The organism is Plantibacter sp. RU18 (assembly GCF_050613355.1).
Lineage (GTDB): Bacteria > Actinomycetota > Actinomycetes > Actinomycetales > Microbacteriaceae > Plantibacter.
In genome coordinates, this window is the sequence record NZ_CP159618.1 from 260,446 (window position 1) to 274,289 (window position 13,844).

The 13,844-nt window shown below is 68.7% G+C and carries 13 protein-coding genes; 6 read left to right on the forward strand and 7 right to left on the reverse strand.

The genetic code is table 11. From position 1 onward, the window contains the following. Window positions 1-225: 225 nt before the first annotated feature. From ABMA10_RS01205 to ABMA10_RS01220, 4 genes are all read right to left on the reverse strand, one after another. Window positions 226-1,083 (reverse strand): heme ABC transporter ATP-binding protein, encoded by an 858-nt coding sequence (locus tag ABMA10_RS01205; RefSeq protein ID WP_347869962.1) that lies wholly within the window; start codon window positions 1,081-1,083, stop codon window positions 226-228. Next, entirely contained in the window at window positions 1,080-2,138 is a 1,059-nt protein-coding gene (locus ABMA10_RS01210) for a FecCD family ABC transporter permease (RefSeq protein WP_414693710.1), read from the reverse strand. The genes ABMA10_RS01205 and ABMA10_RS01210 overlap by 4 nt, the downstream gene beginning before the upstream one ends. A gap of 51 nt (window positions 2,139-2,189) precedes the next feature. Next, window positions 2,190-3,314, reverse strand: coding sequence for a heme/hemin ABC transporter substrate-binding protein (locus tag ABMA10_RS01215; RefSeq protein WP_347869963.1), 1,125 nt, complete (start codon window positions 3,312-3,314; stop codon window positions 2,190-2,192). 101 nt (window positions 3,315-3,415) lie between these two features. Next, entirely contained in the window at window positions 3,416-4,324 is a 909-nt protein-coding gene (locus ABMA10_RS01220; RefSeq protein WP_347869964.1) for an EamA family transporter, read from the reverse strand. A 168-nt stretch (window positions 4,325-4,492) separates the two neighbouring features. Between ABMA10_RS01220 and ABMA10_RS01225 the strand changes: the two genes are divergently transcribed. Then, window positions 4,493-5,371, forward strand: coding sequence for a LysR family transcriptional regulator (locus ABMA10_RS01225; RefSeq protein WP_347869965.1), 879 nt, complete (start codon window positions 4,493-4,495; stop codon window positions 5,369-5,371). Window positions 5,372-5,404: 33 nt separating this feature from the next. Here the strand turns inward: ABMA10_RS01225 and ABMA10_RS01230 are convergent, their stop codons facing one another. Then, entirely contained in the window at window positions 5,405-5,830 is a 426-nt protein-coding gene (locus ABMA10_RS01230) for a hypothetical protein (RefSeq protein ID WP_347869966.1), read from the reverse strand. A 289-nt stretch (window positions 5,831-6,119) separates the two neighbouring features. Here ABMA10_RS01230 and ABMA10_RS01235 point away from each other — a divergent pair, with 289 nt between their 5' ends. The 5 genes from ABMA10_RS01235 to ABMA10_RS01255 all read left to right on the forward strand — a co-directional run bounded on the left by ABMA10_RS01235 (window position 6,120) and on the right by ABMA10_RS01255 (window position 12,124). Then, window positions 6,120-7,103, forward strand: a complete 984-nt coding sequence (locus tag ABMA10_RS01235) for an ABC transporter substrate-binding protein (RefSeq protein WP_347869967.1) — start codon at window positions 6,120-6,122, stop codon at window positions 7,101-7,103. Between the two features lie 92 nt (window positions 7,104-7,195). Beyond that, window positions 7,196-8,869, forward strand: coding sequence for a sugar ABC transporter ATP-binding protein (locus ABMA10_RS01240; RefSeq protein WP_347869968.1), 1,674 nt, complete (start codon window positions 7,196-7,198; stop codon window positions 8,867-8,869). After that, complete coding sequence (locus ABMA10_RS01245) at window positions 8,866-9,897, forward strand: ABC transporter permease (protein WP_347869969.1); 1,032 nt, start codon at window positions 8,866-8,868, stop codon at window positions 9,895-9,897. Before ABMA10_RS01240 ends, ABMA10_RS01245 begins: the two co-directional genes overlap by 4 nt. After that, entirely contained in the window at window positions 9,894-10,973 is a 1,080-nt protein-coding gene (yjfF, locus tag ABMA10_RS01250) for a galactofuranose ABC transporter, permease protein YjfF (RefSeq protein ID WP_347869970.1), read from the forward strand. The genes ABMA10_RS01245 and yjfF overlap by 4 nt, the downstream gene beginning before the upstream one ends. A gap of 104 nt (window positions 10,974-11,077) precedes the next feature. Continuing rightward, window positions 11,078-12,124, forward strand: coding sequence for a LacI family DNA-binding transcriptional regulator (locus ABMA10_RS01255; RefSeq protein WP_347869971.1), 1,047 nt, complete (start codon window positions 11,078-11,080; stop codon window positions 12,122-12,124). Between the two features lie 112 nt (window positions 12,125-12,236). Here the strand turns inward: ABMA10_RS01255 and ABMA10_RS01260 are convergent, their stop codons facing one another. Beyond that, on the reverse strand, window positions 12,237-12,743 hold the full coding sequence (locus ABMA10_RS01260; protein WP_431031111.1) for a hypothetical protein: 507 nt from the start codon (window positions 12,741-12,743) through the stop codon (window positions 12,237-12,239). Between the two features lie 284 nt (window positions 12,744-13,027). Continuing rightward, window positions 13,028-13,801: a hypothetical protein gene (locus ABMA10_RS01265; RefSeq protein ID WP_347869973.1), complete on the reverse strand. Its 774-nt coding sequence runs from the start codon at window positions 13,799-13,801 to the stop codon at window positions 13,028-13,030. Between the last annotated feature and the right edge of the window lie 43 nt (window positions 13,802-13,844).

A 13,844-nucleotide genomic window follows, 5' to 3' on the forward strand; every position in this document is an offset into this window, starting at 1 on the left:
GTCGGACTGGGGTCGGACCGGATCTGTGCACAACTCCTGCCGGTTGCCCTGTACCTGCTGTTCTGAGCGGGTTTCGGGGTGCTTGGGACAGGATTGCAGGAGTTGTGGACGCCGGTAGGCATCGGGTCTGTGCAGAACTCCTGCCGGTTGCCCTGAAACGGGAGTTCTCGGCCGGTTTCGGGGCGCTTGGGACAGGAACTGCAGGAGTTGTGGGCGAGGGCAGCGTCAGCGGACCGGGAGGATGACCAGCGCGCCGGTCGTCGGGTGGGCGATGATGTCGACCGGGTAGCGGTACACCTCGGAGACGCGCTCGGCGGTGAGCACCTCGGTCGGGCTGCCGGTCGTGACGAGCCGGCCCTGCTGGAGGAGCGAGATGCGATCCGCGTAGGCCGCCGCGAGGTTGAGGTCGTGGAGCACGACGATGACGGCGTCGCCTGCCGCGGCCGCCTCGCGGGCGAGGCGGAGGACGTCCTCCTGGTGCCGGAGGTCGAGGGCCGCGGTCGGTTCGTCGAGCAGGAGGATGCCGGTGCGCTGGGCGAGCACCCGCGCGAGGGCGGCACGAGCCCGTTCGCCGCCGGACAGCGACGGCACCTGCCGACGGGTGAACCTCGCGATGTCCGTCGCGGCGATCGCCTCGGCGACGGCCTCATCGTCATCGTCCTCACGGGTGGTCCGTCGCCACGGCGCGCGGCCCATCTCGACGATCTGCTGGACGGTGAACGGGAAGAACACGTCGTTGTGCTGCAGCAGCACCGCGCGGCGTCTCGAGAGTTCGCGGGTCGACCACTCGGCAAGCGGCCGCCCGGCGATCGTGATGCGTCCGGTGGCCACCGGCTGGTCGCCGGTGATCGCCGCGAGGAGCGTGGACTTGCCGGCACCGTTCGGCCCGATCAGGGCATGGACCTCGCCGGCACGGACGTCCATCGAGACGTCCTGAAGGATGCGCTTCCCGTCGATCGTGACGCCGACGTCGGCCGCCTCGATGGCGATCTCGCCGCGTGCGAGTGATCTCGGAACGGCGAAACGACGGGCGCGGCGCGAGGTGGGATCGGTCGTGCCCCGTGGGCTCTGCTGTGCGCTCATCCCCAGCCGCCCGAAGAACGGCGGGTGCGTCGCAGCAGCCAGAAGAAGAACGGACCGCCGACGAGCGAGGTGAGCATGCCGATCGGGAGGTCGGCGAGCGGTACGGCCGTGCGGGCGACGAGGTCGGCACAGAGCAGCAGCACCGCCCCGCCGAGCGTGCTGACGATCAGCAGCGGTAGGTGGGCCGGTCCGATGATCATGCGCATGAGGTGCGGGATCACGAGCCCGACGAACGCGATGATCCCTGCGAACGCGACGCTCGCGCCGACGAGGAGCGCGACGACGAAGATCACGAGGATCCGCAGACCCTCGACGTTCACCCCGAGGTGCCTCGCGCTCTTCTCGCCGAGCGACAGCAGGTCGAGTTGCTTCGCGACGATGAACGCGACGACGAGACCGGCGAGGATGAGCGGCAGGATGATGCCGAACTGCGACCAGCGCGATCCGTTGAGGCTGCCGAGCTGCCAGAAGACGATCTGCTCGCGTGCCGAGGTGTCACCGAGGAAGGTGAGGAAGGCGAGCCCGGCACCCGTGAACGCGTTGACCGCGATACCGGTGAGGACGAGGGTGATGACCTCGGTACGCCCGTTCGCCCGGCTCATCGCGTACACGATCAGGGTCGCAGCGAGCCCGCCGACGAACGCCGTGACGGCGACGGTCCATTCGCCGAGGAACACCCAGCCGAAGACGATCGTCGCGGAGGCGCCGAGCGCTGCGCCGCCCGAGACGCCGACGACTCCCGGCTCGGCGAGAGGGTTGCCGAAGATCGCCTGCATGAGGAGGCCGGCGGCTGCGAGGGCCGCGCCGATGACGAGTGCCATCGCGACGCGGGGGAACCGGATGTTCCAGAGTGCCGCTTCGCCGTTCGCGTGGCTCGGGAGCGGCCCGACGTCGAGTCCGAGCTTGTGCATGATCGAGCCGAACACCTCGAGCGGCGGTACGTGCAGCTGCCCGGTTCCCGCCGAGACGAGGGACAGCACGACGAGTGCGACGAGGAGGATCGCCGTGAGGGTGCCGGCTCGCAGCGAGCGTGTTCCGGGCAGACGGACGTCCAGGTCGATGGGGGGCGTCGTCGCGGGTGGTGCCGATGGTGTGGCGGGACACGGCTACTCGGCCGCCGGTTCGCCTGTGGTCGGTGCGTAGAGGGCTCGGGCCAGGGCGTCGAGCACGGCGGCCGTGCGCGGTCCGAAGCTCATCACCTCGGTGTCGCTCATGTCGATGATCCGGCGGTGCTGACCCGCTGGCGTCTCGGCGACCGCCGGGATGCGTTCGAGGAGGCCGTCGACGCCGTCCACCGATTCGAGGCCCTTCGTCATCATGATCAGCACGTCCGGAGCGGCGTCGATGAGGGCTTCGGCGGTCATCGGGCGCATGCCCTGCCAGTCGATCTCCTTCGCGACGTCCACGGCGCCGAGGCTCTCGATCAATGCGTCCGCCCCGGAGCCCTCACCGAAGATGTAGTAGATGCCGGCGTTACCGCGGACGTAGAAGAACATGACGCGTGGTCGGTCCGCCGGGTTGCTGGGGGTGAGCGCCTGGATGTCGGTGATCGTCGAGGAGATCTCGGAGGCGATCTGTGCGTTCAAGGCCTCCCCGGCCTCCGGGACGCCGAGGGCCGCGGCGACCTGCGTGACGAGGTCGTCGATGTTGTCGAGGTTGCGCTGCGGCGAGAGGACGACGACGGGGATGCCGGAATCGCGCATCTGCAGCACGACGTCCCAGGGGCCGATCGAGCTGTCGGTGAGGATGACCGTCGGTTCGAGTGCCAGGATCGCCTCGCCGTTCAGCTCGTGGCCGTTCTGGGTGACGAGTGGGAGTTCCGCCGCCTCCGGGAAGCCCGTGGAGGTGTCGCGGCCGACGACGGAGTCGCCGAGTCCGAGGCCGAAGACGGTTGCTGCGAGCGAGCCGTAGAGGTCCAGCGCGAGGATCCGGCTGGTGTCGGTGATCGTGACCTCGGTGTCCTGGTTGTCGACGACGGTGACGGGCAGCGTCGGCTGCGGGTCGTCGACGACCGCCTCGATACCCGGGTCCGCCATGCAGGCGGTGCTCGGTCCGGTCCAGGTGCGCGGGTTCTCGACCGGCGTCACTGAGCTGAGCGGCTCGGTGGAGGCCTGGCAGTCCTCGGCGCTGCTCGTCGTCCCGGCGCCGGAAGCGGTGCAGCCGGCGAGGCCGATCGCGAGGATGGCGAGGGCCGAGACGAGGGTGCGGCGGAGTCGGCGGCGATTGCTCATGATTAAGGCAAGCCTAACCTATGTAGTACGACGGCGCCCGATTTCGCCCTGCCTCCGTTCCCGGGCGCCGAGCGTGTCGGGGCGCAGCCCGCGGTCGGACGTCAGCCCGGTGCGATCGTCGGTTCAGCCTCGGGCTCGTGGCCTCGGCGAGCGGTGCGCACGGCCCCGATCCCGGCGCCCACGACGCACGCGATGCCCGCCCACTGCGGCAGCGACAACTGTTGGGACAGGAGGACGAGTCCGGCGATCGCAGCGATGGCGGGAGCCGAAGCGAGGATGATCGCGAAGGTCGCGGAGCTGAGTCGGCGGAGCGCGATGAACTCGAGCGCGTAGGGGATCGCCGAGGAGAGGACCGCCACGCCGAGCCCGAGGAGCAGGATGACCGGGGCGAACAACGCCGGTCCTGCGGTGAGGGCGGCGAGCGGGATGGTCGCGAGAGCGGCGACGGCCACGGCGATCGCGAGTCCGCTGAGCCCGGGGAACGCCCTGCCGGTGCGCGAGGAGAGCAGGATGTAGCCGACCCAGAGCGCTCCGGCGACGAGCGCGTACACCGTCCCGATCGGGTCGAGGGCCGCCGCCTCGCCACTGTGGAGGAGGACGCCGCCGAGGAGCAGGACACCGAGCAATGCGATGCCGGCCCAGAGGACGCTGATCCACCGACGTCCGGCGATCACACTGAGGGTGAGGGGTCCGAGGATCTCGAGTGTCACCGCCGGGCCGAGCGGGATGCGGTCGAGCGACAGATAGAAGCAGGTGTTCATGCCCGCGAGGACGAGGCCGAACCCGATCGCGCTGCCCCACGAGCTCCCGGTGTGGCCACGCAGGACGGGGCGCGCGACGGCGAGGAGGATGATCGCCGAGAAGACGAGGCGCAGCGCGACCATACCGATCGGGCCGATCTGCGGGAACAGCGTCACCGAGATCGATGCGCCGACCTCTTGGAAGACGAGACCGGCGACCACCAGGAGTGCCCCGCTCGCTGTCGCGTCGGGTCGGGCTGCAGCGGTCACCGGGCAACGCTACCGCGCGGGCGAGGCTCCTCGGCAGAGACGGCCCCTCGACCGGCTCGGGGAGCGGAGGCCCGGGTCCGGCCGCCGAGCTGGGAGCGGGAGCCGGAGGACCGGTCACCGAGCCTGTCGAGGTGCGCGCGTGTCGGCCAACTGCGGCATCATGAGGACATGAGGATCGACGAACTCGCGTACCTCCGGGCGCTCGCCGAAGACGGCCACGTGCCGTACGCAGCCGAAGCACTCGGCATCTCGCAGTCGACCCTGACGAGGGCGATCGGTCGGCTCGAAGCGGACGCCGGTGTCGAGCTGTTCGATCGACACAAGAACCGACTGGAACTCAACCGCTTCGGCGAGATCCTGCTCGTCCATGCGCTCCGGGCGCAGACCGAGCTGGACAACGCGCAGTCCCGCATCGACGAGCTCCGCGACCCTTCGGCCGGGCTCGTCTCCATCTCGTACGTCTCATCACTCGGCAGCTGGCTCATCCCGCGCATCGTGAGCGAATACCGGCAGCTGCTTCCTGACATCCAGTTCGTGCTCGACGGCGGCAAGGCCGACAGTGTGCTGGATGCGCTGCGCTCGGGTTCGGCCGACGTCGCGTTCCTGAGCCCGGAACCGCGCGACCCGGAGATCGAATGGCGTCCGCTCACCTCGGAACGGCTGGTGCTCGGTGTGCCGGCCGGCCATCCCCTCGCGTCGCGGACCTCGCTCTCCGCGGCCGATCTGGAGCAGGCGGAGTTCCTTGCGATGACGACGGACTCCGGGCTCCGGCAGATCGCCGACGCCTACTTCGCCCGGCACGGGATCGTGCCCCGCGTGACGATGGAGGTGTCCGAGCTGTCGACGCTCCGAGGTCTCGTGCGCTCCGGTGTCGGTATCGCCGTGCTGCCGGACTCGACGAGCATGGACGGAGTGGTCCTGGTGCCGCTCGACGACGAGGCCGTCCGGGTCATCGGTGTCGCGACGAGTCGTTCCCGCGCCGTGTCGCCGGCGGTCGAGCAGTTCGTGCGCTTCGTCCGTGAGGAGTGGGCGTCCCCGGCTCGATGACCGGGGACGGGAGCAGGGGCCGGACGAGGGTGATCAGCTCCGTGCGAGTCCGACGACGATGGCGACGATGCCGATCGCGGCGATCGGGTACGGCCAGAAGCGGACCGGGATGAAGAACAGCGACGAGCGCGGTCGGTAATAGACCTGCTCGCCCGTCTGCGGGTGCCGGACGGGGACCGCCTCCTGCTTGACGGTGAGGCCGTGTTCGTTCACGTAGGGCTGGGCGAGCTGCTGCCAGATGACCGCGGGCTTCGGTGCATCGAGCTTCGCCAGGGCGAAGCGGTCGAAGGCCCAGCACCCGACCGCACCGAGGAGGAAGCCGATCCCGACGAAGACGCCGGTCTGCGGTGCGCTGTCGTCGAGGCCTGGTGCGGCGATCGCCTTGATGAGGAATCCCGCCCCGACGGAGAGTCCGAAGATCACGAAGACGATGATGCCCCAACGGGTCCAGATGATCATGTGTACTCCCTGCCGTGCGGCGATGGACGCCCCTCGTCCGCAGTCCACGCTAGCGAGCGGCTCGGGGCTCCCGCGATGGGCAGCGGTCCCCATCGCCGCGTGTTATCGCTCACAACACTGTCAGCATGCGGATGTCGCGCTCGACCCTGCGTGACCGTTTCGTGACAATTCGCGCTTGTGTGATAAGAATTGTGAGCGCTAACATCAACCAGGCCAGAACGAACTGGTCCCCGGCACCCGCACCACAGCACCCTGGAGCACGCCGGTTCGCTGAACAAGGAGGTTCACTGTGAACAAGAAGATTCTGGGCGTTGCTGCAGCCAGTGCCATGCTGCTCGCGCTGGCCGGCTGCGCATCGGGCGGCGACGACTCCGCCGGTGGCGCGAAGGACCCGTCGGACATCATCGTCGGCTTCGCGCAGGTCGGCGCGGAGAGCGGCTGGCGCACCGCGAACACCAAGGACATCCAGTCCGCGTTCAAGGACGCCGGCATCGAGCTGAAGTTCTCCGACGCGCAGCAGAAGCAGGAGAACCAGATCAAGGCGATCCGGTCCTACATCTCGCAGCAGGTCGATGTCATCGCGTTCTCGCCGGTGGTCGAGTCCGGGTGGGACGCCGTGCTCAAGGAGGCGAAGGACGCGGGCATCCCCGTCGTCCTCACCGACCGTGCCGTCGATTCGAAGGACGACACCCTCTACGAGAGCTTCCTCGGCTCCGACTTCGTGGTCGAGGGCCAGAAGGCGGGTGAGTGGCTCGTCAACGAGTACAAGGACTCCACCGACCCGGTGAAGATCATCCAGCTCGAGGGCACCACCGGTGCGGCTCCCGCGATCGACCGTGCCGAGGGCTTCGCCGACGTCATCAAGGACGATGGCAAGTTCGAGATCGTCGCCTCGCAGACGGGTGACTTCACCCGTGCAGGAGGCAAGCAGGTCACGGAGGCGCTGCTGAAGTCCAACCCTGACGTCGACGTGATCTACGCGCACAACGACGACATGGGTCTCGGCGCGATCGAGGCCATCGAGGCAGCAGGTCTGAAGCCCGGCGTCGACATCAAGATCATCACGGTCGACGCGGTCAAGGACGGCATGCAGGCGCTCGCCGACGGCAAGATCAACTTCATCGTCGAATGCTCGCCCCTCCTGGGCAAGCAGCTCGTCGACGTCGTGACCGCTGTGGTCGCCGGTGACCCGGTCGAGAAGCGTATCCTCACCGAGGAGACGACCTTCGACCAGGAGCAGGCGAAGGCCGCCCTGCCCGACCGCAAGTACTAGGGCTGCACGCCCCGGCATCGATCCGCGGGCCGGCCGCTCATCCGGCCGGCCCGCGCAGCACCCGAGTCCCGCCTCGACGAAGAGAGCGCACCATGACCACTGTGCCGAGCACGCAGTCGACCCAGCAGGTGTCCACGATGACGCCCGTCGTCGACATGTCGGCGATCACCATCACCTTCCCCGGTGTGAAGGCGCTCGACAGCGTCGACTTCCGGATGTACCCGGGCGAAGTGCACTCGCTCATGGGTGAGAACGGCGCCGGCAAGTCGACGCTGATCAAAGCGTTGACGGGCGTCTACCAGATCGATTCCGGGACGATCCTCGTCGCGGGGGAGTCGGTCTCGTTCAGCGGCACCGCGCAGGCGCAGGCCGCCGGCATCAGCACCGTCTACCAGGAGGTCAACCTCCTCACGAACCTCAGCGTCGCCGAGAACATCATGCTCGGACGCGAACCCCGTCGCTTCGGTGGCATCGACTGGCGGGCGATGCGTCGTCGCTCCGCAGAACTGCTCACGCGCGTGAACCTCGACATCGACCCGGGCTCGCTCCTCGGTTCGCACTCGCTCGCCGTGCAGCAGCTCGTCGCGATCGCCCGGGCCATCGACATCAACGCACGCGTCCTCATCCTCGACGAACCGACCTCGAGCCTCGATGTCGACGAGGTGCAGGAACTGTTCCGCATCATCCAGAGTCTCAAGGAGGACGGTGTCGCCATCCTCTTCGTCTCCCATTTCCTCGACCAGGTGTACGAGATCTCCGACCGCCTGACGGTGCTGCGCAACGGCAAACTCGTCGGCGAGTACCGCACGGAGGAGATCCTGCGCATCGAGCTGGTGCAGAAGATGATCGGCAAGGAGCTGACGATCCTCGACGACCTGGAGCAGCGCACGAAGTCCGCCGCATCCGGTGAGGACGAGGAGGACGCCGAGACGCCGTTCGTGCTCGCGACCGGGCTCGGCCGCAAGGGCTCCATCGAACCCGTCGACCTGCGCGTGTACGAGGGCGAGGTGGTCGGCCTCGCCGGTCTGCTCGGCTCGGGTCGCACCGAGCTGGCCCGACTCCTCGCGGGCGTCGACCGGTCCGACACCGGTGAGCTGCAGGTGACCGGTAAGCCCGCGCGGTTCCGCACCCCTCGCCAGGCGCTCCGCCAACGAGTCGTCTACTCCAGCGAGAACCGCCGCACCGAGGGCATCGTCGACGAGCTCTCGATCCGCGACAACATCGCCCTCGCCCTGCAGGCGGATCGTGGGTGGTTCCGTCCGATCCCCAAGCGTCGCCTCGACGAGCTCGCGGAGAGTTACATCACCGCCCTCAACATCCGTCCGGCGAACCCTGACGCGCTCGTCAAGAACCTCTCCGGCGGCAATCAGCAGAAGGTGCTGCTCGCACGCTGGCTCGCGATCGCCCCGCGCCTGCTCATCCTCGACGAACCGACCCGCGGCATCGACGTCGGTGCGAAGGCGGAGATCCAGAAGCTCGTCGCCAACCTCGCCGACAACGGCATGAGCGTCGTCTACATCTCCGCTGAGCTCGAGGAGGTGTTGCGGCTGAGTCACCGCATCGCGGTCATGCGCGACCGCAGACTCGTCGCGGACCTGCCGAACGAGGGCCTGACCACCGACAACCTGCTCGCCATCATCGCCGATGGCTCGCAGGAGGATCAGGCGATCGAGGTTCCTGCGCCGCAGCGGGACGACACCGTGCGAGACGCCGGGCGGACCACGCTGACACCTCCGACCACCCCCGACCAGGAGCCGACCCGATGAACCTCCTCGCCAACCGCCTGTTCTGGCCCATCGCCATGCTCGTCGCGCTCCTGCTCGTGAACCTCATCGCGTTCCCCGGGTTCTTCGCCTTGCAAGTCCGCGACGGCCACCTGTTCGGGAGCCTCATCGACATCCTCCGCAACGGTTCGCCGACGATGATCATCGCCGTCGGTATGACGCTCGTGATCGCGACCCGAGGCATCGACCTCTCCGTCGGTGCCGTCTGCGCGATCTCCGGGGCGGTCGCCTGCTCGATCATCCTCGGCGCACCGGACCCGGACAACGTCGGCACCGTCGTGGTCGCCGTCGTCGTCGCGGTCCTCGTCTCGCTCGTGCTGGGCGTGTGGAACGGCTTCCTCATCGCGGTGCTCGGCATCCAACCCATCATCGGCACGCTCATCCTCATGACTGCCGGACGCGGCGTCGCGATGCTCATCACCGAGGGTCAGATCCTCACGATCCGCAGCGACCCGTTCAAGTGGCTCGGCTCGGGCTTCTTCCTGGGGCTCCCCGTGTCGGTCGTGATCGCCGCGGTGATCCTCGTGCTCGCGGCGGTCATCACCAGGCGGACGGCGCTCGGCCTGTTCATCGAGTCGGTGGGCATCAACCCCGAGGCCAGTCGTCTGGCCGGGGTGCGGTCGAAGAGCCTGCTCATCGGCGTCTACGTGTTCACGGCGTTCTGCGCTGCGATCGCCGGGCTCATCATGACGAGCAACCAGACCTCGGCCGACGCGAACAACACGGGCCTCTTCATCGAGCTCGATGCGATCCTCGCCGTGGTGATCGGTGGCACCTCGCTCGCCGGTGGGCGGTACTCGCTCTTCGGGACACTCATCGGGGCACTCGTCATCCAGACCCTCGTCACGACCGTGTACACGGTGGGTATCTCGCCCATCGCGACCATGGTGTTCAAGGCCGCGGTCGTGACCGCCGTCTGCCTCCTGCAGTCGCCGCGCACCTCGCAGGCGATCGCGAACTGGCGACGACGATCCAGCCGCTCGACCAAGCAGGAGGTGGTGGCGTCATGACCGCGACCCGCCAGGACAAGCAGGCGACGGCGCGGGCCGCCGCGAAGCCGACGACCGTGCGGCCGCCAGCGCGTCAACGCCCCTCCAACGGCGCGACCGGTCTCCTCACGGCGGTCCGGAACCTGTTCACGAACCCGAAGTACGGGCCGGTGCTCGTCACTGCGATCCTGCTGGTGCTCATGTTCGTGATCGGTGCCTCGCGCTACCGCGGCTTCACGAATCCGCAGATCGTCTTCAACCTCTTCATCGACAACGCGTACCTCATCGTGCTCGCCGTCGGGATGACCTTCGTCATCCTCACCGGCGGCATCGACCTCTCGGTCGGTGCGGTGCTCGCGATGTCGACGATGATCACGGCGAAACTCCTGGAGGCCGGATGGTCGCCGGGGGTGATCATCCCGCTCATCCTCGTGATCACCTCGACGCTCGGCCTGCTCGTCGGACTGATGATCCATCTGTTCAAGATTCAACCCTTCATCGCGACGCTCGCCGCGATGTTCCTGGCGCGCGGGCTCTGCTACGTGATCAGCAACACGACGATCACGATCACCGATCCGTTCTTCGTCGACCTCGCGAACACCCGCATCCCGCTCGGTGGGCGGCTGAGCATCACGTGGAGCGTCGTCGTGGCGGTCATCGTGGTCATCGCCGCGGTGCTCGTGCTCCAGTTCACCCGCCTTGGCCGCACCGTCTATGCGATCGGCGGCAGCGAACAGTCCGGCAACCTCATGGGTCTGCCGGTCGCCCGGACGAAGGTGCTCGTGTACGTGATCAGCGGCTTCTGCTCGGGCCTCGCGGGCATCCTCTTCACCTTCTACACACTGTCCGGGTATGCGCTGACGGCGATCGGCACCGAGCTGGATGCGATCGCGGCGGTGGTCATCGGTGGCACGCTGCTCACCGGCGGCTACGGGTACGTCCTGGGTTCGGTGCTCGGCGTGCTCGTGCTCGGCACCATCCAGACGCTCATCACCTTCGACGGCAACCTGACCTCCTGGTGGACGAGGATCTTCATCGGCGCTCTGCTGCTGGTGTTCATCATCCTGCAGAAGGTGCTCACGTCGAGACGGACCTGACCGCCGGGAGGTCGTCGTCCGATGTGCGGCGACCTCCAGGCCAGCCAGATAATCTTCTCTGAGAGCGACGTGCGGAAGCCGTCAGGCGGGAGCCGGCAGGACTGGTGGGTAACGACGACGAGAAGGCACGGGTCGCGAACATCTTCGATGTGGCGCGGCTCGCAGGGGTCTCGCACCAGACGGTGTCCCGGGTGCTCAACGAACTCCCGAACGTGCGTCCGGCGACGCGGCAGCGCGTCGAGCAGGCCATCAAGCAGCTGCGGTACACGCCGTCGCAGGCGGCTCGCGCGCTCGTCACCCGCCGCTCTCGGACCATCGGCCTCATCACGACCGGTGGACCCGACTACGGCCCCTCCAGCACCGCCCTCGGCTTCAACGAGGCCGCGCGCGACGCCCGGTACGCGGTGAGTATGGCGAGCATGCTCGAGTCGGATCCGACCTCGCTCCGGCAGGCCGTCGAGCTGTTGCTGCGGCAGAACGTCGAGGCGATCGTCCTCATCGCCGCGCACCGGGGGGCGCTCGACGCGGTACGCGGCATCGAGCTCGGCGTGCCGCTCGTCGCGGTGGAGTCGAGTCGGCGAGACGGCTTCCACAGTGTCTCGATCGACCAGTACCAGGGCACCCGGATCCTGATCGACCATCTCGTGGGGCTCGGACACCGCCGGATCGCCCACCTTGCCGGTCCGACCGATTCGGTGGACGCACTCGAACGGATGCGCGGTTGGCGCGACGCGCTGTCGGAGCACGGTCTCGTTGCGCGCGAGCCGCTCATCGGCGACTGGACGCCCGCCAGCGGGTTCCGGCTCGGGCGTGAGCTCGTCGCGGACCGCGTCGGCGGGGCTGGCCAGGGCGATGGCGGTTTCACAGCGGTGTTCGCTGCGAACGACCAGATGGCGCTCGGCGTGATCCATGCGTTGGCGGAGCACGGCCTGCGCGTCCCGGACGACGTCAGCGTCGTGGGTTTCGACGACATCCCGGAGGCGGAGCACTTCGCGCCGCCGCTGACGACGATGCGTCAGGACTTCCCCGAACTCGGCCGCACCATCATGTCGACCCTGCTCGAGGTGCTCACGGATGCCACCTCGGTCGGCGATGTGCGTTCCGTCCCCGAACTCGTCGTCCGTGAGTCGTCCGCCCCGCCGCCCCACTGACCGGCTACCCCGCCCCGTTCCCTACCCGCCGCGCCCTGCCCCGATCCCCGGGCCCTGTTCCCCGGCCCCCGCACCGTTCCTTGAGCTTGTCGAAGGACGCACTTCGACAGGCTCAGCGACCGATTCCCTGTTCCCTGAGCCCCGCCGCGTTCTCGGGCGCGAGCTCGGCACGGAGCTGCGTCATGCCGTTTGGGAGTTCGCGGATGGTGCACCGCTCGGACATCCGCAGCAGGTCGTCGCGGGGTTCGATGCCGTCCTGGTCGAGGCGGGTCCGGACGAGCTTGGCGATGCGGGTGACGTCGTGGAGTGGGGCTCCGGCGGCGTGCTCGACGGCGAGTCCGGCCGCCGCCTGCAAGGCCTGCGTGCCGCAGATCCTCTCCGTGTTCCGCAGTTCGTGGACGATGATGGCTGCGGCATCGACCGAGAGGGCGGCTCGTGGCAACGTGAACCCGTCGGGATGACCCGTGGTGTCGGTGGACGGCTCGAAAGCGGCGGCGATGGCCGGCAGTGCGCACTCCTCCGGCTGGCCGAGCAGTGACCGGCCAGGGGTGATCGCCGCACCGACCTCGGCGATGGCGGCGCCACGGGCGCGGGACACCCGCCACCGTTCGGACACCATGACGCCGGCGTTCGCGTACCCCGCACGGCGCGTGAGCCGGTCGTCGCCTCGGTTCGGCGCCGAGCGCCCCGCGCCCCGCGCCACACCGCGCCGAAGCCGGCCGCAACGGCGGCGAGCGGGTTCGGGGCGGTGCTGGTCATGGTGCAATCCAAACACGGACCACCGACATCGGAAGGGACTCGAAAATCAGCCGCTGATCTGGACTATTTGGCCACCAGATGGTGGCTAGGGGGAGCGGTGATGACCGCCGTGATCGCACGGCCGACCGATCTGGCCTCACGGTGTCACGGCAGGATGAGGACACCTCCCGTGGTGTCGGTCAGCAGGGCGGACAGGCCGGCACGGAACGCATCGTCTGCGTGCGCTGCAAGATCTGACATCCCGTTCGGCACCGAGCGCGGTTCGTCGATCCGACGCGCGTCGGCGCCCGCCCACACGACGGCGGTGACGTTCGCCGTCGGTTCCGGCAGCTGGGCGCCGATGACGAGGTACTGCTGGCCGAGGTTCGACGCCGAGGATCGGTCGGTCGCGTCGAGCAACTCCGGACCGAGCACGATGACGAGGTCCGGTGTGTCGGCGAGGACCCCGGCGAAGGAGTCGCCGGATGCGGTCGCCGTGGCGCCCAGGGTCGCTCGGGTCACCCGTGCGCCCGCTCCAGCACGCGCCGTGACGGCGGCGACGGCCGCATCGACCTCCGGGTCCACGCCGGCTTCAGCGACGGTGACGACCGTTGCGGTGAACCCGGCGGGCGCCACCACGGCGTCCCACGAGGAGGGATCCGGCGTGCTCGTCGCCCCTGGTGCTGGCTGCGGTGCGATGACGGCCTGCGTCGGCGAGGTGGCGACGAGTGGCGTCGTCGCTTCTGAACCGGTCGCAGAGCAGCCGCCCACGAGGAGGGCGAGCCCGGCGGCGAGTGAGATGCAGCCCAGGCGGACCGCGGCGAAGGCGCGGGACATGCGGAGTCCGATCGTCGAGCGGCGGAGTGAGCAGAGCGCTGACAGCGAGGAGAGATGCGAGCTGGCAGGCTGCGCGAGGAGCGCGAGGCGGGAGTGGCGCACGCGTCCCGCCGCCCGAGAGGTCCGGACGACGGGACGCGTGCAG

Bases quoted from the DNA above. Each gene is read 5' to 3' on its own strand.
- ABMA10_RS01240 (WP_347869968.1), top strand. From the start codon at position 7,196: ATGACCACTGTGCCGAGCACGCAGTCGACCCAGCAGGTGTCCACGATG.
- yjfF (WP_347869970.1), top strand. From the start codon at position 9,894: ATGACCGCGACCCGCCAGGACAAGCAGGCGACGGCGCGGGCCGCCGCG.
- ABMA10_RS01245 (WP_347869969.1), top strand. From the start codon at position 8,866: ATGAACCTCCTCGCCAACCGCCTGTTCTGGCCCATCGCCATGCTCGTC.
- ABMA10_RS01230 (WP_347869966.1), bottom strand. From the start codon at position 5,830: ATGATCATCTGGACCCGTTGGGGCATCATCGTCTTCGTGATCTTCGGA.
- ABMA10_RS01225 (WP_347869965.1), top strand. From the start codon at position 4,493: ATGAGGATCGACGAACTCGCGTACCTCCGGGCGCTCGCCGAAGACGGC.
- ABMA10_RS01260 (WP_431031111.1), bottom strand. From the start codon at position 12,743: ATGGTGTCCGAACGGTGGCGGGTGTCCCGCGCCCGTGGCGCCGCCATC.
- ABMA10_RS01215 (WP_347869963.1), bottom strand. From the start codon at position 3,314: ATGAGCAATCGCCGCCGACTCCGCCGCACCCTCGTCTCGGCCCTCGCC.
- ABMA10_RS01205 (WP_347869962.1), bottom strand. From the start codon at position 1,083: ATGAGCGCACAGCAGAGCCCACGGGGCACGACCGATCCCACCTCGCGC.